The 25,320-nt window shown below is 41.7% G+C and carries 21 protein-coding genes and 1 pseudogene; 5 read left to right on the forward strand and 17 right to left on the reverse strand.

Annotation, left to right across the window (positions count from 1 at the left end; genetic code table 11):
• Positions 1-59: 59 nt before the first annotated feature.
• The 4 genes from ABT997_RS02060 to yycF form a co-directional block, all read right to left on the reverse strand.
• Positions 60-449, reverse strand: coding sequence for a YbaN family protein (locus ABT997_RS02060; protein WP_414386485.1), 390 nt, complete (start codon positions 447-449; stop codon positions 60-62).
• A 211-nt stretch (positions 450-660) separates the two neighbouring features.
• Entirely contained in the window at positions 661-1,470 is an 810-nt protein-coding gene (locus tag ABT997_RS02065) for an MBL fold metallo-hydrolase (RefSeq protein WP_023023917.1), read from the reverse strand.
• 8 nt (positions 1,471-1,478) lie between these two features.
• Positions 1,479-2,825, reverse strand: a complete 1,347-nt coding sequence (gene vicK / locus ABT997_RS02070) for a cell wall metabolism sensor histidine kinase VicK (protein ID WP_350018609.1) — start codon at positions 2,823-2,825, stop codon at positions 1,479-1,481.
• Positions 2,818-3,519, reverse strand: coding sequence for a response regulator YycF (gene yycF / locus ABT997_RS02075; RefSeq protein ID WP_125374347.1), 702 nt, complete (start codon positions 3,517-3,519; stop codon positions 2,818-2,820). Before yycF ends, vicK begins: the two co-directional genes overlap by 8 nt.
• A gap of 574 nt (positions 3,520-4,093) precedes the next feature.
• Between yycF and ABT997_RS02080 the strand changes: the two genes are divergently transcribed.
• Positions 4,094-5,143 carry a DUF389 domain-containing protein gene (locus tag ABT997_RS02080; RefSeq protein ID WP_350018610.1) on the forward strand — a complete coding sequence of 350 codons (1,050 nt, stop codon included), beginning with the start codon at positions 4,094-4,096 and terminating at the stop codon, positions 5,141-5,143.
• Positions 5,144-5,503: 360 nt separating this feature from the next.
• On the opposite strand, the gene thrS is transcribed toward ABT997_RS02080, so the two are convergent.
• The 5 genes and pseudogenes from thrS to ccpA all read right to left on the reverse strand — a co-directional run bounded on the left by thrS (position 5,504) and on the right by ccpA (position 11,252).
• The gene (gene thrS / locus ABT997_RS02085) at positions 5,504-7,447 is read right to left on the reverse strand and encodes a threonine--tRNA ligase (RefSeq protein WP_350018611.1); all 1,944 of its coding nucleotides are present in this window, start codon (positions 7,445-7,447) and stop codon (positions 5,504-5,506) included.
• Between the two features lie 10 nt (positions 7,448-7,457).
• Positions 7,458-7,645: pseudogene (locus ABT997_RS02090) on the reverse strand (hypothetical protein).
• 184 nt (positions 7,646-7,829) lie between these two features.
• Entirely contained in the window at positions 7,830-9,152 is a 1,323-nt protein-coding gene (locus tag ABT997_RS02095; RefSeq protein WP_350018612.1) for a glycosyltransferase family 4 protein, read from the reverse strand.
• A 1-nt stretch (position 9,153) separates the two neighbouring features.
• Positions 9,154-10,152, reverse strand: a complete 999-nt coding sequence (locus ABT997_RS02100) for an LTA glycolipid anchor biosynthesis glycosyltransferase, IagA/BgsA family (protein WP_006597024.1) — start codon at positions 10,150-10,152, stop codon at positions 9,154-9,156.
• A gap of 95 nt (positions 10,153-10,247) precedes the next feature.
• The gene (gene ccpA, locus ABT997_RS02105; RefSeq protein ID WP_006595886.1) at positions 10,248-11,252 is read right to left on the reverse strand and encodes a catabolite control protein A; all 1,005 of its coding nucleotides are present in this window, start codon (positions 11,250-11,252) and stop codon (positions 10,248-10,250) included.
• Between the two features lie 160 nt (positions 11,253-11,412).
• Here ccpA and ABT997_RS02110 point away from each other — a divergent pair, with 160 nt between their 5' ends.
• Complete coding sequence (locus tag ABT997_RS02110; protein WP_023023931.1) at positions 11,413-12,495, forward strand: M24 family metallopeptidase; 1,083 nt, start codon at positions 11,413-11,415, stop codon at positions 12,493-12,495.
• 24 nt (positions 12,496-12,519) lie between these two features.
• Positions 12,520-12,858, forward strand: coding sequence for a hypothetical protein (locus tag ABT997_RS02115; RefSeq protein WP_350018613.1), 339 nt, complete (start codon positions 12,520-12,522; stop codon positions 12,856-12,858).
• 97 nt (positions 12,859-12,955) lie between these two features.
• Here ABT997_RS02115 and ABT997_RS02120 read toward each other — a convergent pair whose 3' ends face one another.
• From ABT997_RS02120 to ABT997_RS02135, 4 genes are all read right to left on the reverse strand, one after another.
• Positions 12,956-13,405, reverse strand: a complete 450-nt coding sequence (locus tag ABT997_RS02120; RefSeq protein ID WP_023023935.1) for an Rrf2 family transcriptional regulator — start codon at positions 13,403-13,405, stop codon at positions 12,956-12,958.
• Between the two features lie 143 nt (positions 13,406-13,548).
• The gene (locus ABT997_RS02125; protein WP_350018614.1) at positions 13,549-14,391 is read right to left on the reverse strand and encodes a metallophosphoesterase family protein; all 843 of its coding nucleotides are present in this window, start codon (positions 14,389-14,391) and stop codon (positions 13,549-13,551) included.
• Positions 14,392-14,460: 69 nt separating this feature from the next.
• Positions 14,461-17,178 carry an FtsX-like permease family protein gene (locus tag ABT997_RS02130; RefSeq protein ID WP_125334753.1) on the reverse strand — a complete coding sequence of 906 codons (2,718 nt, stop codon included), beginning with the start codon at positions 17,176-17,178 and terminating at the stop codon, positions 14,461-14,463.
• An 11-nt stretch (positions 17,179-17,189) separates the two neighbouring features.
• Positions 17,190-17,891: an ABC transporter ATP-binding protein gene (locus ABT997_RS02135; protein WP_048789595.1), complete on the reverse strand. Its 702-nt coding sequence runs from the start codon at positions 17,889-17,891 to the stop codon at positions 17,190-17,192.
• Between the two features lie 544 nt (positions 17,892-18,435).
• Between ABT997_RS02135 and ABT997_RS02140 the strand changes: the two genes are divergently transcribed.
• Both ABT997_RS02140 and nt5e read left to right on the forward strand, forming a co-directional pair.
• Complete coding sequence (locus ABT997_RS02140) at positions 18,436-18,996, forward strand: TetR/AcrR family transcriptional regulator (protein ID WP_048789594.1); 561 nt, start codon at positions 18,436-18,438, stop codon at positions 18,994-18,996.
• A 165-nt stretch (positions 18,997-19,161) separates the two neighbouring features.
• A complete protein-coding gene (nt5e, locus tag ABT997_RS02145) occupies positions 19,162-21,360 on the forward strand; it encodes a cell surface ecto-5'-nucleotidase Nt5e (RefSeq protein WP_350018615.1) in 2,199 nt (732 codons plus the stop codon).
• A gap of 71 nt (positions 21,361-21,431) precedes the next feature.
• Here nt5e and ABT997_RS02150 read toward each other — a convergent pair whose 3' ends face one another.
• From ABT997_RS02150 to ABT997_RS02165, 4 genes are all read right to left on the reverse strand, one after another.
• A complete protein-coding gene (locus ABT997_RS02150) occupies positions 21,432-22,262 on the reverse strand; it encodes a PrsW family glutamic-type intramembrane protease (protein WP_350018616.1) in 831 nt (276 codons plus the stop codon).
• Positions 22,255-23,916, reverse strand: coding sequence for a C69 family dipeptidase (locus ABT997_RS02155; RefSeq protein ID WP_350018617.1), 1,662 nt, complete (start codon positions 23,914-23,916; stop codon positions 22,255-22,257). Before ABT997_RS02155 ends, ABT997_RS02150 begins: the two co-directional genes overlap by 8 nt.
• A 212-nt stretch (positions 23,917-24,128) precedes the next feature.
• The gene (locus ABT997_RS02160) at positions 24,129-24,824 is read right to left on the reverse strand and encodes an LrgB family protein (RefSeq protein WP_350018618.1); all 696 of its coding nucleotides are present in this window, start codon (positions 24,822-24,824) and stop codon (positions 24,129-24,131) included.
• A complete protein-coding gene (locus tag ABT997_RS02165; protein ID WP_061564218.1) occupies positions 24,824-25,195 on the reverse strand; it encodes a CidA/LrgA family protein in 372 nt (123 codons plus the stop codon). Before ABT997_RS02165 ends, ABT997_RS02160 begins: the two co-directional genes overlap by 1 nt.
• Positions 25,196-25,320 lie beyond the last annotated feature (125 nt).

Here is a 25,320-nt window from a genome sequence, read left to right on the forward strand (position 1 = left end):
GTCTCGCACTCCTTTCCCTTGTTTTCACGATAGGATTTAGGACCTATTCTGTCCTTATATCATTCTTCTTTATCCGGAATCACTTTGAACAAATAATAACTGATAAAAATAGTTAATCCCACTAGACCCAATTTCACAAACCAGAGTGGTGCCAGGTAAATGGAAATCCCCATCAAAAGATAAATTTGTAGAATAATTCTTTTTTTCCGCTTTTTAGAGATCGACTTTGTTTCCCGATAATCCGCTACATAAGTTTGGTACAACTTGGTCCCATGTAACCAGTCTTCAAACCGTTGAGAACTCTTGGCAAAACAAGCCATGGCTAATAAAAGAAACGGGGTCGTAGGTAAAATAGGTAAAGGAATCCCAATAATCCCTAATCCTAAGGAAATAAACCCTACTGTTATATACACATATTTCAAACTAACTGCTCCTATCCTTCCACTCATTTCAAGCCTACAACACTGACCTAAAAGAGGCTGAGACAAAACTCCTAGCCTCTCAATTGTCTTTGGATTTCCGAGCAAGACGCAGTGGTTGAGTGGGCTCTACTACGCTGATTTCATCAGCTTTACAGCCCTACTCAACTGTGCGGAGGTGGGACGACGAAATCGAAGTCTAACGAATTACCGATTTCTGTCCCACTCTCTTTTTAATCATTTAGATATCTACTAATGGAGTCGCTGTATCTGGAGATGTATCCAAGACGTCAAAATCATGCCCCACTGCTAGATCTGCTCGAGCCAGTTGATTGACCATGGTCATATGGGCCAATTCCTTGATATTGTTTTCCTTGGATAAGTGGCCCAGATAAATCTTTTTGGTCTTATTGCCTAGAGTCCGAATCATGGCATCTGCACCATCTTCATTAGAGAGGTGGCCCAAATCAGATAAAATCCGCTGCTTTAATCGCCAAGCATAAGAGCCAGCTCGTAGGATTTCCACATCGTGGTTGGACTCGATCAAATAGCCATCTGCATTTTCAACAATCCCTGCCATTCGATCACTGACATAACCTGTATCCGTCAGCATGACAAAACTCTTCCCATCCTTCATGAAACGATAGAACTGGGGAGCTGCAGCATCATGACTGACACCAAAACTTTCCACATCCAAATCCCCGAAGGTTACGGTCTTGCCCATTTCAAAAAGATGTTTCTGGGAGTCATCAACCTTCCCAAGGTACTTGCTTCCCTCCATGGCCTTCCATGTAGCTTCATTGGCGTATAGGTCCATCCCGTATTTACGAGCTAGTACACCAACACCATGAATGTGATCTGAATGTTCATGTGTAATCAAAATAGCGTCAAGATCTTCGGGTTTTCGATCAATTTCTGCAAGCAAACCTGTAATCTTCTTCCCGGACAAGCCTGCATCTACTAGAATTTTTTTCTTAGGTGTCTCTAGGTAAAATGAATTACCACTCGAACCCGAAGCTAAAATACTATACTTAAACCCTTTTTCATCCATTTGTTTTCTTATTCACCTTCATTATCCCATCCATCATCCAGGATAGCATCTTTATCATATGGTAGAACAATCGTGAAAGTAGAACCTTTTCCATATTCACTCTTGGCCCAAATAAATCCTTTGTGCTGCTTGATAATTTCCTTCGCAATGGCAAGTCCTAAACCAGTCCCACCCTGGGCGCGACTACGTGCCTTATCCACGCGATAAAAGCGGTCAAAAATACGAGGAAGGTCCTTTTTAGGAATCCCTAATCCCTCATCTGAAATCGAAATAATCAACTGGGCATCCGTTGTTTTCATCCCCACACGAATTTCCCCACCATCTGGGGAATATTTAATAGCGTTATTTAAGATATTGTCTAAAACCTGCGTCATCTTATCTGTGTCAATTTCAACCCAGACAGGAGAAATAGGATAATCACGAACAATATCATATTTCTTCTCTCCAGCCTGGTTCTTCATCTTATCGAAGCGATTCAAAATGAAGGTGATAAAGGCTGTAAAGTTGGTCAATTCAACATCCAATTGACTGGTTTCATTATCGATCCGTGAAAGACTCAATAAATCCGTCACCATCCGCATCATCCGGTTGGTCTCTGTCAAAGATACTTTGACAAAATCCGGTGCAACTGGCTCGGAAATCGCTCCGTCATCCAAGGCCTCCAAGTAGGATTTGACACTGGTCAGTGGGGTTCGGAGTTCATGACTAACGTTGGATACGAATAAACGACGTTCCCGCTCTTCCTTGTCCTGTTCGGTTGTGTCATGCAAAACGGCAACTAGACCAGAAATAAAACCAGATTCTCTCCGAATCAAGGCGAAGCGAACCCGTAAAGAGATGTACTCCCCATTTTCATCCTGCGAATCGATCGTCAATTCTGGAACATTGGTAATCAAGTCTCGCAGTTCATACTCTTCACTAATACCAAGCAAATCCAGAATACTGATGTTCATGACCTCTTCGACCACGACATTAAGTTGTTTGGCAGCCATTTCATTGACTAGGATAATCTGCCCACGACGATTGGTCGCTAAAACCCCATCTGTCATATAGGAAAGAATACTGGTCAAGCGCTTGGTTTCTTGCTCCAAATTTTCATGCGTCAAACGGATAACTTCTGATAAATCATTGATACTGTTGGAAATCTCTGTCAATTCAGGACCTCCTTGTAAATCAATAATATCTGAATATTCTCCAGCAATCAAACTCTTAATTTTATCATTCAACAGGCGTAGCTTCATGTTATCCCGACGATTTTCTAGAATCAGCAAGGCCACCACGATAATAAATCCAAGAGTGAGTAATATAAAAACAAAATTATAAGAGGTCATGACTTCTTTGATGTGATTAATCATTGTTTCTCATATAGTAACCGACACCGCGGCGCGTTAAAATATACTCCGGACGGCCTGGAATATCTTCGATTTTTTCACGCAAACGTCGAATCGTTACGTCCACTGTCCGAACATCTCCAAAATAATCGTAGCCCCAGACTGTTTCCAGCAAATGCTCACGGGTCATGACTTGGCCTACATGGGTTGCCAAGTGATAGAGCAGCTCAAATTCGCGATGGGTCAACTCGAGCTCTTTGCCTTTTTTCTGAGCAAGGAAGGCATCCGGAATGATTTTCAAATCACCAATCACAATATCTGAATCTGATGTAGACTCTGTCTGTGATTCTACCGTTAGTTCTGTCCGACGCAATAAAGCTTTTACGCGAGCTTGAAGCTCACGATTTGAGAATGGCTTAGTCACATAGTCATCCGCACCAATTTCAAGACCGATGACCTTATCAAATTCTGTATCTTTTGCAGATAAGACAATAATCGGCACATTACTGGTCTTTCGAATGGTACGTGCTACTTCCAAACCATCAATTTCAGGAAGCATGAGGTCCAAGATCAAAATATCTGGGCTCTCAGCTTCAAAAATAGCCAGTGCTTCTTTTCCATCGAAGGCAGTCAAGACTTCATAGCCTTCTTTGGCCATATTGAATTTTATAATATCCGAAATCGGCTTTTCATCATCTACAACAAGAATTTTCTTCATACATGTACCTACTTCTATTTTTTCTTTGCTTCTTCAAATCTCTGTCCTTTCATTATAGCAAATTTCTTTGAAAAATGGGAGTTATACTTTGATTTGTAAAGAAAGAGAAAGAAAAAGGTTGTGCAATAGAAAAAATGATAATAACAACATAGAAGTCACTAAAATAGTGCTTGAATAATTATTTTCAATCCACAAAAAAGCTAGGTTTGAAGCCTAGCTTTTCTATCTGTTATTTTTCAACACGGGATTTGTTGGCGATATCACCTAGGATTGTTGCAACACACTCATCATGTTTAATCATTAAAACGGTATCTTCTTTCAGAGGACATACCGTTCTTCCTTCTTTGAATAAGGAATCTAAAATTTCTGACTTTCTCTATCTGTTCAATTGATAGATTTCTTCAGAAAAGGCTGTAAAATTTTTGATATAATGTTAAGGATGGATTGATGGATATTTAAAAGATAATGTTCAAAAGAATTACAAATGAGAACTAAAAATATGTCAAATTGGACATAAGTCTCTCTACCATCATCCAGGCAGAAACAAGATTATATGAAATAAAAGGAGTAACCAATGACCAGAAACTATTCAACACGTGAATTCCGCGAGAAACTATATGATGACCTTCATGTTCGATTAAGAGATACAGTGATTTTAATGTGTGCGATTTTTATTGCCTCTATAGGTCTAAATATGAATTCAACAGCTGTCGTTATTGGAGCTATGCTGATTTCCCCTCTTATGACACCGATTATTGGACTGGGGTTTGGTTTAGCTATTTTTGATACGCGTTTAATCAAGCAATCTCTAGGGGTTTTATTTACTCAAGTATTGGTCAGTTTGCTTGTCTCGACTCTATATTTCTGGATTTCTCCCTTATCTTATGCAAGTAGCGAATTGATTGCACGAACCTCTCCAACCATTTGGGATGTTCTCATTGCTATTGCTGGTGGGATAGCAGGCTTTATTGGTTCAAGAAAAAAAGAAGCAAACAATATCGTGCCAGGAGTAGCCATTGCAACTGCTCTAATGCCACCTATCTGTACTGCAGGTTATGGTTTAGCTAATGGAAATGTACGGTTCTTATTTGGAGCTCTCTATCTTTTCTTGATCAACTGTGTCTTTATCATGCTAATCAACATTGTTGGAACAAGAATTTTGATGAGAAAATCTCCCTTAAGTTCATTTAATGAGCTAAACATTAAAATGAAAATTGGGTTGATATCCTTGATTGTATTATTGGTCCTTCCAGCCTGCTATTCAGCAGTCACTCTGACGATGGATCAAGCGCGAAAAGAAGGGATCAAACAGTTTGTAGGAAAAGAGTTCGCTAATCATACGGTCATTAATCAAGTCTACAAGTCAAGGAATAATGAATTGGTCTTGACAGTTGTTGGAGATCCGATTTCAGAAGAAGAATTAGAAACCATTCGCCAAAAACAAGCCTCTTACGGTATTGAATCTGTTCAATTGAAAGTCAATCAAGTCCATAATTCGATAAAATTAGATAGTGAGGCGACCAAGGAATTTTACGAAAACATTGACAAGTATATCGATCAAAAACTCTCTGAAAAAGATTCACAAAACGATCTCGTAAAAGAAAATGAGGCAGACAAGGATTGAGGATAATCAACTCATCTAACTCATGGAAGCAAATCTTGGGAGGATATCCTATATCCAAAAGTTAATGGATAGAAAGGATTATTGATGAGGATACTATTTGTGGTGGTTTGACCAATCACTACTAGCTCAGGTTAAACAAAATATAAAAATGCGGTGGGACAGAAATCGATAGACAAAGTCTCGATTTCGTAGTCCCAGCCCCGCGAGGATGATTAGGAGCTTTTTGGAGTCTAAAAGACGAACAAAAAGTTCAATCAGCTACCTCGTCAAACTTTGATTGCTAATAAAAAGTGAGGTCGGGATCTTTTGTCCCAACCTCTTTTTTAGGTAGCTGGAATTTTTATCCCAGGTTTTATCGTTTTATTTCTCAACACGAGATTTGTTGGCGATATCAGCTAGGATAGTTGCTACAAACTCATCTACTGACACAGTGTTTGTTTCTTTTTGTCCATAGCGACGAACGTTGACAGTTCCATCTTCCATTTCCTTGTCACCAACGATCAATTGGTAAGGAATCTTGCTAGTTTGTGATGAACGGATCTTGAATTGCATTTTTTCATTACGTTCATCCACATCAGCACGGACACCACGGTCACGGAGTTTCTTAGCTACTTCCCAAGCGTAGTCCACGTGTTTTTCGTTAGATACTGGGATGAGGGTTACTTGATGTGGTGCAAGCCATGTTGGGAAGGCACCCTTGTAGTTTTCAATCAAGATAGCTGTGAAGCGTTCCATTGTTGAGATAACCCCACGGTGGATCATAACTGGGCGATGTTCTTCACCATCAGCTCCGATGTATTTAAGGTCGAAGCGTTCTGGAAGCAAGAAGTCAAGCTGGATAGTGGAGAGGGTTTCTTCTTTTCCAAGGGCAGTCTTCACCTGGATATCCAATTTTGGTCCGTAGAAGGCAGCTTCACCTTCAGCTTCAAAGTAGTCAACGCCCATTTCATCAAGGGCAGCACGAAGCATGGTTTGGGCATTTTCCCACATTTCATCGTTATCAAAGTACTTGTGAGTATCTTGAGGGTCACGAAGAGAGAGGCGGAAACGGTATTCATTCAAGTTGAAGTCTTCATAAACATCGATAATCAACTGAAGAGCACGTTGGAATTCTTCTTGAATTTGTTCTGGAGTCACAAAGAGGTGACCGTCGTTGAGAGACATTTCACGCACCCGTTGAAGACCAGTCAAAGCACCTGATTTCTCATAGCGGTGCATCATTCCGATTTCAGCGATACGGATTGGCAATTCACGGTATGAGTGAACATGGTGTTTGAAGACTTGAATGTGGTGTGGGCAGTTCATTGGACGAAGGACAAATTCTTCACCGTCTCCCATATCCATAGTTGGGAACATATCTTCTTGGTAATGATCCCAGTGACCAGAAGTCTTGTAAAGTTCTACAGAAGCAAGTGGTGGAGTGTAAACGTGTTGGTAGCCAGAAGCCAACTCCTTGTCGACGATGTAGCGTTCCAATTCACGACGGATAGTAGCACCGTTTGGCAACCAGAATGGCAAACCTTGTCCAACCTCTTGAGAAATCATGAAGAGGTCAAGCTCTTTACCAAGTTTACGGTGGTCACGTTCTTTAGCTTCTTCACGCATTTGAAGGTAGTTCTTCAAGTCTTTCTTGTCAAACCAAGCTGTACCGTAGATCCGTTGCATCATAGCATTGTCGCTATTTCCACGCCAGTAAGCACCTGCTACATTGAGAAGGTGGAAGATTTGGATACGGCCTGTTGATGGGACGTGAGGGCCACGACAGAGGTCTACATACTCACCTTGACGGTAGATGGTTAAGCCACCCTCGTCTTCTGAGTGCTCTTCGATCAATTCCAATTTATATGGGTCGTTCTTAAAGATTTCACGCGCCTCGTCTTTTGTCACTTCCTCACGAATAGATGGGAAGTTTTCTTTAACGATTTTTTGCATTTCTTCTTCGATACGAGGAAGGTCTTCGTTAGAGATTTGACCGGCTTGGTTGTCTGTATCGTAGTAGAAACCATCTTCGATAGCTGGACCGACACCCAAGTGAATATCTGGGAAGAGACGACGAGCGGCTTGGGCAAACAAGTGTGCTGCTGAGTGGCGCAAGATTGGAAGAGCATCTTCGTGATCAGGTGTCACGATTTCGATGCTTCCATCTTCAGTGATAGCACGAGTGGTGTCAATCAATTTGCCGTTAAATTTACCAGCAAGGGCTTTCTTAGCCAAAGAGTTGCTGATAGATTGGGCAATTTCAAAAGTTGTAACGCCAGATTCGAATTCACGAACAGCGCCATCTGGGAAAGTAATCTTAATCATGATCTTCTCCTTATAAATATTTAAAAATCTTAGTTATGGTAAAACTCTTTTTGATTTCTTCATCAAAAAACAAAAAAGCGACCTCCTCGAAAGGACGTCGCAACGTGGTTCCACCTTCATTTATGTTCCTCAAAAAAGAGGAACACCTCTGATTGGCTCTAACGTGGCCACCGTTTTATGTTTGCATAAAAAGTTCACCGAGTAGTCCCAAACCTATCCTCTACGCGATTTCCAGCTCCACGCGCTCTCTATCAGATTTCCTAGATTTGATATGTCTCTGACTAGTATTATAGCACGATTGAAATATTTTGCAAGAGGAAAAAGCTTCCTATCCCCTATGCCAGGAGCATTTCTTTAGGACCCCTAGCTTTTGAGATGAACTCTAATCCAATAGCTTGGTAATGTTGCGTATCTTTTTCACCTGTTTAAAGGAGCCCTTCATGATTCTCACAGACCCATTCACAGGCATAGCGATAACCTTTTGCGGAATTTTCACAATAGACTTGGTCACCCGTTTGGTACGGCTTTCCTCAGGATGACGTTCATTGTAAAAATCTTTCGATATAATAGCGTCTAGATAGAACTCATAGACCCTGCGACCAAAATTTGTCGAAGAAATTTCATAAAGCTTCTCCTCCCACTTAGCCTCATCCTTCTCTGGTGTGGCTAAGGTCGCTTCTAAAATAGCTACTGCCAAATCTTCTTCCTGGTCATACAAGATTCCGAACATCCGATCATTGATCACATTATCTAAGTAAGGATTACTCTGAGCAATTAGGGGTGTCCCACTAGCGATACTCTCTAAATAGGTCAAGCCTTGCGTCTCACTAGTCGAAGCTGAAATGAAGAAATCTGCTGCTTTATAGTACAGAGCTGTTTCGTTTGGTGGAATCATCCCTGTGAAAACAACCGTATCTGATACACCAAGCTTGGCCGCTTGTTTTTTTAAATCATCCAGATAAGGCCCATCTCCAGCCACAATCAATTTAATATGCGTATTTTCTTCTAGCACTTTAGGCAAAGCCGCAATAACGGCTTGGATATTTTTCTCGTAAGAAACCCGTGACAAGCTCAAGAGCATAATTTCACCCTCTTGAATCCCTAATTTTTCACGAAGGGCTTGCGTCTCCACTTGTGTGATTTCAGGTCGTTCAAACTTCGCCAGCTCGATTCCTGTTGGAATAATCCGTTTTTCAGCCTTGACCTTGTATTTCAGCAAGAGATCATAGACAATCTCACTCGGACAGATGACCCCATCCAAGTCATTCATATAACCACGAACAATGTATTTGACCATACTTGGTCGGATAACCATCCCCTTGGCAATATAACGCACATAATCTTCATACTGGGTATGATAGGTATGAATTACTGGAATCCGAAGCTCCTTAGCAATCCAAACCCCGAGTAGTCCTAAAGAAAACTCCGTCTGTGTATGGATCATATCCAGTTTGTATTGTTTGGCAATGGCCAAAGCCTTGGTAAAGCCGCGATAAGCAATCCGCCGATCCTTAAAAGCAAAGAAAGGGATACTTGGAATGCGGATAATTTGCCAGTCTTCATAGCGGTTGACATCCTTATCCGTCGTCGTAAAGATAAAAACAGTATGTCCCAATTTCTCCAATTCTGTTTTAAGGGTTCGAATACTGGTCGCAACCCCCGATACCTGTGGAAAATAAGTATCTGTAAATAATCCAATACGCATATTACATCTCCAATACTTGCTGGTAGGCTTTCACTAGTTGATCCGCTACCAAATCAATTGAGCGACTTTGAGCTACTCGATCCCCTGCGTCGCGCTTGTCCACTTGACCAGACAAGACTTTTTCAAGAGAGTCCACAAACTCATCCACTGAATGACACAATTCTGCTGACTCTTGGTCCACCCAACCATGATAAACTGGAATATCCCGGAGGACGACATGCTGGTGACCCGCTAAGGCCTCTAGGACAACAATTCCTTCCGTTTCCTCGTAAGACGGGAAGAAGAAGGCATCCGCACCTGTCATGGCCCCTTGGAATACAGCTCCCTTAAAATAGCCAGGGAATTCAACATTGCTCGGATGATCTTTCTCGACCAGACGACGAATAGCCCGAGGAATCAACCATTTATTAATCGACCCCAACCAAATAAAGCGGACATCTGGCATCCGCCGAGCCACTTCTACAAAGTCTTCAATCCCTTTTCGTCTAAAGTAGAGACCCGCACATAAAACGACCTTCTCTCCTTCTTGGATATTAAAGTGCTTCCGAAAAACCTCTTCTTTTTTGGGATCTTTTTTATATTTTGACAAATCAATCCCATTGGAAACAGCGACTATTGGAGTCTTGACCCCATAGGACTGAATCAGCTGCTTAGAATATTCTGAAGGGGTGATAATAAAATCGGCTTTTTTATACATATGAGCCAAATATTTGCCAAATAAGGGAGCAAATAAATTGGACCCGATAAATGAATTTTGGAAATCTTCCCGTGTGGAATGCCCATGCATGATGACCTTTTTCCCCCGACGTTTGGCAGCATGTAAAAGCAACAAACTCCGAGGACCATAGGTATTAATATGGACCACATCGTAATCTCCTAAAATATCCGTAGTATAGGGGATTCCAGCCAAATCCAAGGCATGCATCTGGTGTTGGAGGGCACGACCAATCCCTGATTTTTGTAAAACGGATTTTCCTTCAAGATACAGTAAAACTTTCATACCCTCTATTATACCTGATTTAGCAGACCCCTTCAAGTTTTACCGGAGATTCATACAGAGATAAGAAAAAAGGAAGCCTTGGCTTCCTTTTGTTTTTACTTCTTCGTAGTCCCACGATGATTGATGGTATGGGCAAGAAGAACTTCTCTTTCTTCCAATTCTTCCTTATGCATAATTTTTGTCAACATCCGCATACTGATAGCCCCCAAATCATAAAGTGGTTGGCCTACAGTTGAAAGATTTGGACGAGTGTAGCGTGTAATTTGTGAATCATCACTGGTAATCAACTCAAAATCTTCCGGTACGTTCACACCTTGATCAGCTAGACCATTAAGCAAACCTGCTGCCAATTCATCCCCAGTTACAAAGGCTGCTGTCGCTTTAGATGCAATGATGCGTTCAGCCAAGTTATAGCCTTCTTCATAGCGGTACTTAGACTCAAAGACCAAGCCTTCACTGTAAGACAATTTTTTTGCTTTCAAAGCATCTTTGTAGCCAGCCAAGCGAATCTTACCGTTGATATCATCTACTAATGGTCCACTTACAAAAGCAATCTTTTTATTTCGTTTAGCCAATAGTGTAACCGCGTCTACTGTCGCTTGCTTGTAATCAATATTGACACTTGGCAATTGATGTTCGACATCAACTGTCCCAGCAAGGACCACCGGTGTCCGAGAACGAGAGAATTCTGAACGAATCTTTTCTGTCAAGTGATAACCCATGAAGATAATCCCATCGACCTGTTTTGAGAAAAGAGTATTGACAACAGAAACTTCTTTATCATCGTCTTCATCGCTGTTGGCAAGGACGATGTTGTACTTATACATTTCAGCAATGTCATCGATCCCCTTTGCCAGAGTAGAGAAATAACTATTGGTAATATTTGGAATCACAACACCTACGGTTGTGGTTTTCTTACTCGCAAGTCCACGAGCTACTGCATTCGGACGATAGTCCAAACGTTCAATGACTTCCAATACTTTCTTACGAGTATTTTCCTTAACGTTCTTATTTCCGTTCACGACACGGCTAACAGTCGCCATTGAGACACCCGCCTCTCGGGCAACGTCGTAAATGGTTACAGTATCGTCTGTATTCATAATACTTCCTTTCTTTATTGAAAATTTCGTTTTCAGTCTTCTATAACAACTATTCTATCACTTATTGTAAACACTTTCAAGCATTTTAACATCTTTTTGCAAACTCTTGATTTTTTAGGGAAAATCTGACAAAATATTATCAATAGAAAGAAGGTAGCTTATGTCTAAATTAGATCAAATTGTAGCATTTCTTGAAACCGAAAAAACGGATGTTGCTGTTGTATCCGATCCTGTCACCATCAATTACCTAACTGGATTTTACAGTGATCCTCACGAGCGTCAGCTCTTCTTGTTCGTTTATCCAGACCATGAACCACTTCTTTTTGTCCCCGCTCTTGAGGTAGAACGGGCGACTGCAGTTGTGGATTTCCAAGTGGTAGGGTACGTGGATTCTGAAAATCCTTGGGAAAAAATCAAAGGGGCTAGCGCTAATCCAGAAGCCAAAAAAGTCGCTTTGGAATTTGATAATTTGATTTTGACCAAGTACCATGGGCTTCGTTCAGTCTTTGAACAAGCAACATTTACCAATCTCAGCCCTCGGATTAACCGCATGCGCTTGATTAAATCTGCTGATGAGATCCAAAAGATGTTAGTTGCTGGTCAATATGCGGATAAGGCTGTCAATATGGGATTTGACGCCATCTCACTGGATAAAACAGAAACTGATATCGTCGCAGAAATCGACTTTGGCATCAAACGCTTGGGCTATGAAATGAGCTTTGAAACTATGGTCTTGACTGGTAATAATGCAGCCAACCCACACGGCATCCCAGGAAGCAACAAAATTGAAAAAGATGCTCTTCTTCTCTTCGACTTGGGCTGTATGGTGAATGGCTATGCTTCAGATATGACGCGAACCGTTGCGGTTGGAAAACCCGATGACTTTAAAAAAGAAATCTACCACTTGACTTTAGAAGCTCAACAAGCTGCTCTAGATATGATCAAACCAGGTGTAACGGCGCATGAAATAGACCGTGCTGCCCGAAGCGTCATTGAAAAAGCAGGATACGGCGAATACTTCAACCACCGCCTCGGACACGGTATCGGAATGGATGTGCATGAATTCCCTTCTATCATGGAAGGAAATGACATGGTCATCGAAGAAGGCATGTGCTTCTCAGTCGAACCAGGCATCTACATCCCTGGAAAAGTCGGAGTTCGGATTGAAGACTGTGGCTATGTCACAAAAGATGGCTTTGGTCTCTTTACCGAAACCAGCAAAGACTTGCTCTATTTTGATTAAGTTAGATAATAAGGAGATTGTTGTATGATTGTTTGGCGTGGTAAAGGCTTGCTCGTTCCCCTTGCTCTTATGATTGGAGGAGCTTTGGCGAATATGATTTATTCCTTCCTGCATCTTAATGTAAATAAGAGTACAGATAGTATCATCTTAGGATGTATGTTGGGAATTCTTGCTGCAGCAGTCAATTATTTGCTAACAAAGAAATTTGTTTCCGATCAAGTTCGATATATGATTGATGAGGAAACAGGGCAACGCATTGCTTTCCGCGATCGTTCTTCCTTCATGTTCATTCCTAATCGTTACTGGACATGGATTTTTGCAATGGGATTTATTCTAGTCAGCTTCGTAGCCCTAGTGAAGTAAAGCTAGAAGGAGTGTTGCTATTTTACTCAATGAACACAAAAAGCCTTTCAGTCTATACTGAAAGGCTTTTTTATTTCAAGTTTCTTACAGACTCAAATCAAGAAACGGTTGCTAGCTCCATCTGTTTCTTGGTTTGCTCCACCACTTCTTTGAGGCTGGTCTGAGCCATTTCCTTTTCCATGGCCAATTGAATCTTTTCCAGCTTCCCATCTAGGACGCCATGGATGCTATTTCCAATCGGACAAGCTGGATTTGGATGCTCGTGGAAACCAAATAATTGACCAGTCTTCCCAAGGCATTCAACCGCCTGGTAGATATCTAACAAACTAATAGCTTCCAATTCTTTGGCCATCTCGGCCCCACCTGTTCCACGCGCTACATGGATCAAGCCTGCCTTTTTTAATTGAGACAAGGTCTTTCGAATAATGACAGGGTTCACCCCAACACTGCCAGCAATCATATCACTGGTCACCTTGGTGCAATCTCCTTTTAAAGCAATCATGACTAATACATGGGTTCCAATGGTGAAACGACTTGAAATTTGCATGGATACTCCTCTCTTCCATCTAGATAGGGATGTCTTAAACTGGATCTAAAGCCATCAGTAACTAGACACATTTACTCTTCAGACGTTAAAATTCTTTCTTTTAGTCTATTATACCCTTATTTGTTGTAATGTCAACTGTTACACTAATTGAAAAAGTCTCTCAACCATGCGTCTACTTCTACATTGTGTCCCTCTCGCTGGGCTATTTCATGTAGAAGCTCATGATTATGGGTATGGTGGATTCCATTGACTAAACTTTCATAGTAAACTTGGAAGTAAGGGAGTTTCAGATCCTTAGCGAGTTGGAGTTCTTTCTCAATGTCATAGGACACCCGCCGAAAGTCAACATCTTTCAAACCCGATTCATCAAACTCTAGAATAGCATACATGGCCCGGAGATCCTTTCGAAGATTGGCTTGCAAAAAGAAGGGTTGGCCGATAGACCCCGGATTCAAGATGAGCTCTCCACCACTTCCATATCGGAAAAATTGTTGGTGGATATGACCATAGACTGCTAGATCACAAGGGGGATTGGTTACGAGGCGATCAAAATCTTTCTGGTCTCCTATATGGATCAATTCGCGTCCCCAGTTTTTGTCTGGCAGATGATGGGTAATGCCCACTCTTAAGCCGGAAACTTCCCGATGCACTTGCATGGGCAGACTTTGCATGGCCTCTATCTCTTCTGGACTAATTTCTTCTAAGATATATTGACAATGGCGCATCAAATAACGGTGACTAGCCCTTGATGGATCCAGCATCCCCTTCATCGCTCGCCACAAGCTATCTTCCCAATTTCCTAAAATCTGTACGGTAATGGGCAATTCTTCAAGTAGGTTCAAAAGATGTCGTCTACCAGTCCCCGGCATAAGGACATCTCCTAATAACCAGTATTCTTCTACACCTGCCCGCTTGGCATCTCCAAGCACAGCCTCTAAAGCAGTTGTATTCCCATGTATATCCGAAAGCAAAGCAATTTTTGTCATGTCTCTTCTCCTTCTCTCATTATACCAAAGCTCTAAAAAACTTCCACCCTAGGGTAGAAGTTTCTTTTTTTATTCAACAGATTTCAAAGCCTCCAGCATGTCTACCTTACGAAGATGATGATTAACCAAGATTCCTAAGCTAGCTAGGATCAGAATGACGCCAGCGATAGGATAAAGATAGACACCAAGGGCTACCCGCGGATAGAAGAGAATGGCATCTGGGGCGATCATGGCAATCAAGAAGCGATGGAGATAAAAACCTCCTAGCAAACCCAATCCTATCCCTACAAGAGACAAGAGGATGGTTTCTCGATAAATATAAAGGGTGACTTCTTGATGATGAAAACCTAATACCTTAATGGTGGATAACTCACGGATTCGTTCTGCCACATTGATATTGGTCAAATTATACAAAATAACCATCGCTAGCAAAATAGATACCAGAACTAAAATCATCATGGTCTTATTCAATGATTGTGCCACAGAACTGAAGAGAGAAATCAAGGAAGTATTTTGCGTAACAGCAAGCACCGCCCCTTCTTCCATCATGTCCCGACTGACCTTCTGGACGAACTGCTGAGAAGAAGACTGTAATCGGACCAAATAGGCATTCATATTAGCGCTTTTTCCATAGGTTTTCTGATAGGTCGCTTGATTCATATAGACAAAATGGCCTACATAATTTTCGGTAATCGCAGCCACTCTAATCTTATGGCCATCTATCCACAAATCATCCCCAACTCCCACCTTGGCCAGCTGCGCTAATTTACTGGTAATCACCGCCCCATTGGATAGGTCGATTCTTCCCTCTTCTGAGCGAAGACTGATAAAGGGTTCCAAGCTGTCTTTAGAGGACACCATCAAGGTCATGCTTTGTTTTCCACGTCCTGATGGATAAGAAGCCTCCACTTGTTTTGTAAAAATGGCTTCTGTCTCTTTAATATCTGCTTGCTTCAAGCGCTTCTTCAAGGATTCTTCCTCTTCGTCTGTCAGACTGGATTTGGTCGAGAGAATCATATCATACTTGAGGATTTCCCCAAACTGACGTTGGGGCACACCACCGACTGAGGATTGAATACCAAGACCCGCAAAGAGAAGAGCAACCGAACCAGCAACACCAAATATGGTCATCACCATCCGCTGTTTGTAGCGAAAAATATTTCTAGCAGTCACCTTTTGGGTGAAACTCAAACGTTTCCACAAAAACGGAAGGCGTTCGAGCAAAATACTGGATCCGGAAACTGGCGGTTTTGGAAGAAGGAGGTGACTGGCTTCTTCCTTCAACTCTCTCTTAGCGACTAGATAAGCTGGAAAGACGCTAGAAAGAAGGGAGAGCCCCAAGGCTAATAAGCTATAGGACCCATAAAAATACTGTTGACTAGTACCCACGACCATCCCCTGAGTGATAATTTGTGAAATGGTTCCTGATAAAACATAATGACCGAGAAGAGTTCCGATGCCTGTCCCAACAGTTCCAGCAACCAAGCCATACAAGAGAAACTTTGCTAAGATATCTTTCGTTCGATAGCCCAAGGCTTTGAACAAGCCCGCATGGCTCCGTTCTTCATCAACAAAACGAGTCATGGTCGTGAACGTGACCATGGCAGCGACTGCGTAGAGTACCACAGGAAATAGATTGCCTACGGCGGAGATACTGGCACTGGCATTACTATACATGAGGTAACCCTGGCCACCTGGAATGGTTTTTCGATCATAGACATGATAGTTTGGTTGCTCTAGATTTTTCAGATCTTCCTTGGCCTTTTCCAGGTCCTTCTGTTTAGTTGCTAGTTCCGATTCACCTGTCTGAATGTTGACCAATTGATAATCTAGTTGCTTTTGAGCTTCTGCCAACTCGAGTCGTCTTGCTTCTAATTCTTCCTTGGGCAAGAGTGTAGATAGTTGATTCAGATTATTGGATTGCTCCGTCAATTGTGTCTGTGCTTGACCTGCCTTTTCGCGTGCGTCTGCTAACTGTTTATTTGCAGCATCAAGTTCTTCTCGCCCTTTTTGGATCTTTTGTTTCCCATCAGCCTGTAGCTTTCGATAGCGCTCCTGACCATTTCCAGCTAAGAGTTTTTTCAGGTCCTTTTGATGGGAGGCCAGACGATCTTGATAGCTGGTTGAGAATGGATTGAACCCCCTCAAATCATCAAACCGAATCCGAGCAAGGCTATAAACAGGACTAGTAAAGGCTTCTTTTGAGAGGACGCCATAGGCATCCAAGGAACCACTCCCACTCCTAGCTTGTCCCAAGTCTTTTTCGGACCACATCTCAGCAGACTTTACAAAGCCAACAATTCGATAGTTTTTTGTCTTTAAAACAGATGGACTTCCAGCTTTTTCATGTATCCTTAGCTGATCCCCAATCTGGTAACGATCTTTCCAAAACGCTGCTAGAGCGACCTCATCTTCCTTCTGCGGAAGCCGTCCTGAAGCCAGCTGAAAGCGTGAGATGGTTTCTGGAATGGAAAACAGTCGAACAGCTTCGTCCTTTCCGTCAAGCGTCACATCTGTCAGGTAGGAAAACTCCAAGCTGGCCCCCGTCAATCCTTGTAGCTCTTCTTGGTCAGTCTTATCCAAACCAAGATCTCCCATGACAGCTAGGTCCAACATTTCTTGTTTGTCTATAAAGCGCTGGGCAGTCCGATGCATATTTGGAGTCGTTACTTTTAAACCGACCAGGGCTAAGCTACCCAGCATCATCAGCGTTAAAATGGACAAAAAGCGCCCTTTGGAACTGGTAAAGGAATGACATAGATCTTTCCAATATACTTTTCGCTTCATGAACAACCTCCCTAATACTCTAGGCTATCAATATCTAGTGGAGTGTTATGGATGGTCACCGATTTTACTTGGGCATCATGCATCTGAATGACACGATCGGCTATTGGCGCTAAAGAAGCATTATGGGTGACGATAATCACTGTTGCCCCTTTTTTACGAGACATGTCCTGAAGAATCTTTAAAACCTGTTTACCGGTTTGGTAGTCTAAAGCCCCTGTTGGTTCATCACAAAGGAGAATCTTAGGGTTCTTCGCCACTGCGCGCGCAATGGCTACCCGTTGTTGTTCCCCACCAGATAGCTGGGCTGGGAAGTTGTTCAAACGCTCACCCAATCCAACCTCTCTCAAGACTTGTTCAGGGTCTAAGGCATCAGAAACAATTTCAGAAGCCAGCTCAACATTTTCCTTGGCTGTCAAATTAGGGATGAGATTATAAAACTGGAAGACAAAGCCAACATCATTTCTGCGATAATCCGTTCGTTGGTGCGAGGAGAAGCTTGAGATGGCTTTCCCATCCACTAGTACCTCCCCTTCATCATTGCTATCCATACCTCCCAAAATATTGAGGACTGTTGATTTTCCTGCGCCTGATGCCCCCAAAATGATGACCAATTCGCCTTTCTCAATTTCAAAAGTAACATCTTTATTGGCAATGATGTCAGTTTCTCCTGACGGATAGCGCTTGTAACTATGTTTCATCTCAATATAAGCCATATCTTATCTCCCACTTAAACACAAGTTCCTATCTTTATTATAGTCCTTTTTTACCGGAAGACCAAGTACAATCAATCCCTTAAAACGACTAAAAAACAAGAAATTTGTGAGGGATGCATTTCCTCTATTTTATGAATAAAGCCATCCAACAAACTAATACTTTTCTATGCAAAAATAGACAAGGAAAAAGCTTGATCTTATCTAGTTCCTGATATAGAAATCTCCAAGCATCATCTGCCCTCCTCTCCTTAGTTTGTGATATAATAACAAATAAGTATGAATTGTAATGATCGTTTAAATAACTGATATTTCAAGTTTTTCTTTCATTTTTATATAATAGCCCCTTTGAAAGTAGATCTGGGAAAAAATTTTATAATCCTTCCAAAATGGCTTTTATAGTATAAGAATAAGACCTGATTTCAAGCCATTTAGACTTATAGAATGATACTAAAATTTTATTCTGTTGATGAATAAATTTGATTTCTGTATAATATGATGATTAGTGAACAATCATTTATACCAAATACATGATAAAGGAGGAACTATGACCCGAAAAAAGAGAAAAACGAATTCTAAAAATGCTATCCGAAGCGCCCTATCACGCCTGCTTCTTGAACAATCACTTGAAAGCCTTACAATTAGCCAACTAACAAAGGAAGCCGGCATTAATCGAGGTACCTTTTACCTTCATTATGTAGACAAACAAGATATGTTCAACCAGCTTAAATCTGAACTCTTAGGCGAGTTGGGAGAACTTTTCGCTACAAGCACCGTCAATCGAGCAAATTTTCTTGCCTCACTTCAATATATTCAAGATAATTATGACTTTATCTATGCCTTGATGCAGATGGATTACCAAGAATTTCATTTTCTAATGAAAAATTTCACCCTGCAACTTCTTGACGATACTCCACACGCCAAAGACCACTTGGTTAATAAATTCCAAGTTCCTTATAAGTATGCTGTTGAGATTTTTGCAGCTACGATTGAAGCCGTAATCACAAAATGGTTGTCAACTGGTGCAAAAGAAGAGCCGATCGAAATCGCGACAGTCGTGTTAAGTGTGACTGACTTTACCACTTGGAACCAACCCATAACAGAATAAGAAAATGAGAAAACGAAAGTTTTCTTTTTTTATGGATAAGAGCAACTAGCTGGAACCTCAACGCACTCACAAGATTATTTGCCCAACTATCAGAAAACGTTTTCCTTTTCTTTCCTTTTTAGCTATAATATTTAGTATGGAATAAAATAGAAAAGAGGACCGTTTATGAAAAAGAAGAAACTTCTTTTACCAATCTTATTGCTTGCTCCTGCCTTCCTAGCTTCCCAGGTAGCTGCAGATGAGCAAACAGCTCCTGAAACTAACCTTGAAGTAGCTGCTACTTCAACAAATGCTACGGATGCTACTCCTGCTTCAACAGAAGGCAGTACAACTACTTCAGAAGGTGCTACAGAGAGTTCAGCTGACTTGCCTGAAGCAAATATCCTACATACCAACGACGTTCATGGTCGGATCGTCGAAGAAAAGGGTGTGATTGGAGATGCTAAATTAGCAGCAGTCATCGATGAAGAACGGGCGAAAAATCCATCTACATTGGTCGTAGATGCTGGGGATGCCTTCCAAGGACTACCGATTTCAAATAGTTCAAAAGGGGAAGAACGAGCTAAAATTTTGAACGAAATTGGCTACGATGCCATGGCAGTCGGAAACCATGAGTTCGATTTTGGTTTGGATGAGGCTAAGAAATACAAAGAAATCTTGAACTTCCCACTTCTCAGTTCCAACACCTACATCAACGGGGCTCGCTTATTTGAAGCTTCCACCATTGTCGATAAAGATAAGAATGTGGTTGGCGATGAGTTTGTGGTCATCGGAGTGACAACGCCTGAAACAGCCACTAAAACCCACCCTAAGAATGTCCAAGGTGTTACTTTCACAGATCCTATTTCAGAAGTAAACAAGGTCATTGATGAGATTGAAGCACGCGCTACTGCTGAGGGCAAGACTTACAAAAACTACGTTGTCCTTGCTCACTTAGGTGTGGATACAACCACTCCAGTCGAATGGCGGGGCTCTACTTTAGCTGAGGAACTTTCTAAAAATGCAAAACTGAAAGGTAAACGCGTCACCGTTATTGACGGGCATTCCCATACTGTTCAATCAACCACTTACGGAGACAACGTAACCTATAACCAAACCGGTAGCTACCTGAACAATATCGGTAAAATCACCTACCAGGCCAACCAATTGCTTGGAAATCCTCAACAAATTTCAGCAGCTTCAACTAAAAATGTAGTGCCAAATGCCAAAGTAGCTGCCATGGTCCAAAAGATCAAAGAACAATACGATGCTGAGAATGCTAAAGTCGTTCGTGACAATAGTCCTGTAGAACTAAATGGTCAACGGGAAAATGTCCGTGTCCGCGAGACCAACCTTGGAAATGTCGTAGCGGATGCCCTCTATGAATACGGACAAACCGGATTTAGTCATAAGACTGACCTCGCTGTAACCAACGGTGGCGGCTTGCGTGAGACCATTGCCAAAGACAAGCCAATCACCAAAGGAAGCGTCATTGCTGTTCTTCCATTTGGGAATACCATCTCTCAAATTAAAGTAACCGGTCAGAATATTGCTGATATGTTTGCTAAATCTCTTGGATCTATTTTACAAGAAAAAGATGGCAAAACTGTTCTTGACGAAAACGGACAACCCCTTCTTGAACCAAGCGGAGGCTTCCTCCAAGTTTCTGGAGCAAAAGTTTATTACGATACAACCCTACCAGCTGAAAAACGCATCCTCTATGTCGAAATTAAAAATCCAGAAACCGGCCAATACGAACCTCTTAACTTAGCTAAAGATTACTACTTGACTACCAATGACTTCTTAGCAGCAGGAGGGGATGGCTACACCATGTTAGGTGGAGCTCGTGAGGAAGGTCCTTCCATGGACGTTGCCTTTGCAGATTACCTTGCTAAGGCAGATCTCACAGCCTATGCAACCATCAATCCAAATTCTCGTACCATTTCTATTTCTGCTAACAAAGATACAGATGGAGATGGTGTGGCAGATATTGAGGAAATCAAACAAGGAACAGATCCTGCTAATCCAAAGTCCTACCCAGGAAGCAATGACCAACCAGTTATCCCATCTACCGGTAAAAATGCTCAACCAACTAATCCATCTACCGGTAAAATGGATCAAACATACATTCCAGCTCTAGTTGGTACGAATTCTCCTAATCAACTAGCTAGCCAAACAAAGAATACTTTAACATCTGCTAAAGACGATACACAGATCAAGGCCAACAACCATCACTTGTCAGTGACAGTCGCTAAAACATTCACAGCGGGCTCTGCTACCCTACCAGAAACAGGAACTTCCGACTCTCCTGCTATCTACATGCTCGCTCTGTTGACATCCGTCTTAGCCTTCTTTGGTCTAAAGAAAAAAGAAGAAAGCAAATAAAATCTAGAAAAAAAGCTTAGAAACAAAAGTTTCTAAGCTTTTTCATGTATGATACCTACTGAATCTTTTCCTTAGTTTTTCTTTAAAAGGTTTAGATTCGGATTTTTATGAGCAAAGAGAACGACCTCAATAAAGGTTCCTACTTGAAAGGCAAAGAGCAAGCCTACCAAAATATTAACCCGATGATCTGTTTCATAGAATGGGGAATTCCATAAGAAGTGATTGGCCACCGTGGAAACCACACACCAAAGACCAAAGAGCTTTTCTTTTTGCTTGGTGCATTGAGATAAGATGAGAAAAGCACCAACAGATACAACAGCTGTGTAGACTGCATGAGATGCTAAGCCACCAGAAATGCGGTTCACCGCCTCCGTTACTGCCGAGAGGTCTCCAGATCGCGTTTGACGCGCCACATAACCAAGGTCTTCAATGATTTGGAAACCAAGACCAGATCCAAAACCAGCGATTAAAACTGATTTCAAATCTTTACGACCCAAAATCAAGAGGATCCAAAAGGCCACTAGAGCTTTAAAAAATTCTTCAGCAAATGGGGCTGTCAAAGCATCTGTCCATTTATTAAAGGTACTAACATCCTGAATGAGATGACTATTGAGATGGTCAATGAGGCTGTTCCCTGAAAAGCTGAGCCAGCCAGCAACAAAAGCACCGCCAAACATGGTAGCCCACAAAACAAGCAGGGGAACCTCAAATCTTTTTGCAAGTCGTTTAATAAAGAGATAAAGAGGAACGACAATCACCGCTAAAACGAGCAGGTTTAAAACCAAATCTCTTCCTGCTACTTGGCTAAACTCTTCTTGAGAGAGAGAGCCTAGCTCAAACTCCATCCCAATCCCTGCTAAGACCAGAAATAGGAAGAGCAATATTCGTTGAAACTTATTCATCCTTCTTACCTCCCTTTGCTTTCTTTGATTGAATAAAGTAGACACCTAGTCCTAACACTGTCACAAGGGCTAAGCCAATCGTGATGACGAAGTCATAATCAAATGGTACCAAATTGATCTCTTCTTCTTGGTTTGCATCTTCTTCATCTGTTAAATCGTCAATAGCACCTTGTCCATATTGAGCAATCACCTTTTCTTCTGCTTCTTGACGAATTTCTTGCAGACGATCGAAGGTCTTTTGAGCCCGAGTCATGCTCGTTTCTGTCGCTTTTAGGCTCGCCTGCTCTGGCTGTGAAGCGAGGGCAATTTGTTCTTGATCACTGATTTCTTGCTCAGCCATCCATTGAGATTCTAGGCGTTCCATTTCAGTACGGATGGCTCCATCTCCAAACAAATCAGGATATTTGGCAACTAAATCATTAATGCGAGACATGGTCCAATACCAAGATTGGGGATTATAGGCTGTCCCTAATTCTTGATAGGCTTGGTAGGTATTGGTGATATTGCCATAGTAAGGCAGGTAAGGAGCATTTCGTGGGCTTCCCATCGCTAACCACATGGTTCCCCCACCAGCACTATCCGGAACATTGTCCTTTAATTGGAAAATATGGGCTTCCATGACATTCGGGTTCGAAATCGGGTATTTATAGACTTCATCAAATTTCCCTTTTTCTGGGATCCCTTTTCCATCTAACTCCATTTGATCTTGAGGTTTGAAGTCTGTTCCTTCTAACCGATTGCGTTGGAGATTCATCGCATCTCGAAGCGTCAATTTCCGATCCGTTGTATGCATCAAGTCAAAATACTCGTCATCGTAGTTCACATCTGCATCTGGATCCAGTGACTTAATACCAGACCAAACACGAGAACGATCTGCCTCATGCAAAGGAGGGTTGTAGGATTGAGATACATGGAACTGGCCATCGATTTCTTTATAGGTTCCTGCATCACGGGCCACTTTTTCAACATCCTTGGAGGCAATAGTCCGTTCCTTATTTGAAAAATCGACATGCCCTAAGAAGAAGGTATTTGGAAAGACTGCATAGCGATCTTCTGGGAAGAGAATTGCTACATATTGGTGACCTGAAAGAATCTCCATGTACCAGATTCCTTCCTTATCCGCAATCGTCACAATATTTCCTTCTGCCGCCCCTTTTTCTTCCACAATTTTCGCAATAAGCTCGACTCCTTCACGAGCCGTTTTGACACTCGGAAGAACGACAGTGGTGAGAGCAGACTCAGCCAAGCCATCTTCTACATAAGGATCAACCTTTTGAATGTTCTCATTCGCAGAAGCTGAGACTGTCGCTGAGATGGACACACCATGCTCATTAAAACCAGCTTCATCAAATACACCCTGTTCTGGGGTAACATCTGGGACAGCTGTATATTTATAACTTACTTCCGGAAGCTCATATTTAAAGCCATTGGTAGCATCTTCAAAAACATCTCCCTTTTTGTTATAAGTTCGTTCTCGAACCACAAAGTTCTTATTGTGGTTCGGTTCTAAGTCCTCCGTACGTCCGTACAAAGCATTCCCATCTGCTGTTAACTTCTTACCGATGATAAAACCTGTACAAGCCTCTACCGGTTGGGCAAAGAGGAAGAGAGCAGTGATCAAACCCAAAGCTGATCGAGCATAACGTTTCTTCATATTGAACTCCTTTAACTAGATATTAACCGTATAACCTCTTTTAGTATACCTTTTGAACCAAACTTTAGCAAGCGCTTACAAGGACTGTAATCAATTAGTAATCTATCTGAAAATTATTTGATCTTCAAATTATCAAACAACCTTCTCTATCTAAGTGTACACTAAAAAGCTCGGAACTTCTTCCAAGCTTTTTCTGAATACTATCTACCTTTTTAGGAAAGAATCAGGCTCGCGACAAGGGGACTTATAAAGACGTAGAAAACGCCAGTTATCCCAATTGCTAAGCCTCCCATAGCTCCGGCTACTTGACCATACTGAAAGGCTGTACCAGTCCCTACCGCATGACCTGTACCCCCAAGAGCCAAACCAATGGCAACAGGATCCTCTACTTTTAGGCATTTAAGAATCGTTGGTCCTAGCACACTGGTTAGAATCCCTGTTGCCACAACGACGACCAAAGTAATCGTGGTAATCCCCTGCATTTTTTCCGTAATTCCTACTGCCATAGCTGTTGTAACAGATTTAGGAAAAAGGGAAATAGCTAGAAAGTACTTCATCCCATAAATCTTAGCCAAGACAGCTGTGAAAACTGTATTGACCACTACTGCTAGAAAACTACTAAGAAGAATACTCTTGGCATGGTGTTTCATCAGATGGAAACTCTTATACAAGGGGATTCCCAGGACAACCGTTGAAGGCACAATCAAATTACTGAGGTAGGTCCCGCCAATATTATAGGCCTTATAGGAAATCCCTGTCAGCTTTAGAAATCCAATGATTAAGACCGTAGCAACTAAGAGGGGGGTCGTGATCGGATGGGGAAAGCGACGAAAAATCATCATCCCAATCAGATAGGCAAAGACTGATAAAGAAATCCCAAAGAGAGGATTTGACCACAAACTTTCCATTATTTCTTCCCTCCTTCATAATCCCCCTCATACCTTGTCTTGATAAAGCCAACAACAAGCGCAATGAGGGTTACATTGATGATGATAGCCCCTAAAATAATCAATACGATGGGCAATAAATAGGGCTGGATGACATCAAACTTATCCATAATCCCAACCGCTGGAGGTAAAAATAAAATCGTCATATTGGCTAAGAGAAAAGATCCGACCAGATTCACATGGCGGATACGAAGCCATTTCAACTGCAAGCAAAGAAATAGAATCAGTAGACCAATAATACTACCTGGAATTGGCAAATGAAAGAGGGTCGATATCCCTTCCCCAATCAAAGAGATGGTAAAGATAATCATCAGTTGAACATAGAGTTTCACGCGCTTCTCCTCAAAATTCTTGAAAGATACACTAACAGTCTACTCCTTTTCTGTAAAAAATCAAGTATTTTCAGAAAGTTTTCAGATATAAAAAGACAAGGACGACTGCAAGGGTGTCCTTGTCT

Source organism: Streptococcus australis (assembly GCF_040226615.1).
Taxonomy (GTDB): Bacteria; Bacillota; Bacilli; order Lactobacillales; family Streptococcaceae; genus Streptococcus; species Streptococcus australis_E.

Excerpts from the sequence above, each read along its gene's own strand:
- ABT997_RS02060 (WP_414386485.1), bottom strand. The coding sequence starts at position 449 with ATGAGTGGAAGGATAGGAGCAGTTAGTTTGAAATATGTGTATATAACA.
- ABT997_RS02065 (WP_023023917.1), bottom strand. The coding sequence starts at position 1,470 with ATGGATGAAAAAGGGTTTAAGTATAGTATTTTAGCTTCGGGTTCGAGT.
- vicK (WP_350018609.1), bottom strand. The coding sequence starts at position 2,825 with ATGATTAATCACATCAAAGAAGTCATGACCTCTTATAATTTTGTTTTT.
- yycF (WP_125374347.1), bottom strand. The coding sequence starts at position 3,519 with ATGAAGAAAATTCTTGTTGTAGATGATGAAAAGCCGATTTCGGATATT.
- ABT997_RS02080 (WP_350018610.1), top strand. The coding sequence starts at position 4,094 with ATGACCAGAAACTATTCAACACGTGAATTCCGCGAGAAACTATATGAT.
- thrS (WP_350018611.1), bottom strand. The coding sequence starts at position 7,447 with ATGATTAAGATTACTTTCCCAGATGGCGCTGTTCGTGAATTCGAATCT.
- ABT997_RS02095 (WP_350018612.1), bottom strand. The coding sequence starts at position 9,152 with ATGCGTATTGGATTATTTACAGATACTTATTTTCCACAGGTATCGGGG.
- ABT997_RS02100 (WP_006597024.1), bottom strand. The coding sequence starts at position 10,152 with ATGAAAGTTTTACTGTATCTTGAAGGAAAATCCGTTTTACAAAAATCA.
- ccpA (WP_006595886.1), bottom strand. The coding sequence starts at position 11,252 with ATGAATACAGACGATACTGTAACCATTTACGACGTTGCCCGAGAGGCG.
- ABT997_RS02110 (WP_023023931.1), top strand. The coding sequence starts at position 11,413 with ATGTCTAAATTAGATCAAATTGTAGCATTTCTTGAAACCGAAAAAACG.
- ABT997_RS02115 (WP_350018613.1), top strand. The coding sequence starts at position 12,520 with ATGATTGTTTGGCGTGGTAAAGGCTTGCTCGTTCCCCTTGCTCTTATG.
- ABT997_RS02120 (WP_023023935.1), bottom strand. The coding sequence starts at position 13,405 with ATGCAAATTTCAAGTCGTTTCACCATTGGAACCCATGTATTAGTCATG.
- ABT997_RS02125 (WP_350018614.1), bottom strand. The coding sequence starts at position 14,391 with ATGACAAAAATTGCTTTGCTTTCGGATATACATGGGAATACAACTGCT.
- ABT997_RS02130 (WP_125334753.1), bottom strand. The coding sequence starts at position 17,178 with ATGAAGCGAAAAGTATATTGGAAAGATCTATGTCATTCCTTTACCAGT.
- ABT997_RS02135 (WP_048789595.1), bottom strand. The coding sequence starts at position 17,891 with ATGGCTTATATTGAGATGAAACATAGTTACAAGCGCTATCCGTCAGGA.
- ABT997_RS02140 (WP_048789594.1), top strand. The coding sequence starts at position 18,436 with ATGACCCGAAAAAAGAGAAAAACGAATTCTAAAAATGCTATCCGAAGC.
- nt5e (WP_350018615.1), top strand. The coding sequence starts at position 19,162 with ATGAAAAAGAAGAAACTTCTTTTACCAATCTTATTGCTTGCTCCTGCC.
- ABT997_RS02150 (WP_350018616.1), bottom strand. The coding sequence starts at position 22,262 with ATGAATAAGTTTCAACGAATATTGCTCTTCCTATTTCTGGTCTTAGCA.
- ABT997_RS02155 (WP_350018617.1), bottom strand. The coding sequence starts at position 23,916 with ATGAAGAAACGTTATGCTCGATCAGCTTTGGGTTTGATCACTGCTCTC.
- ABT997_RS02160 (WP_350018618.1), bottom strand. The coding sequence starts at position 24,824 with ATGGAAAGTTTGTGGTCAAATCCTCTCTTTGGGATTTCTTTATCAGTC.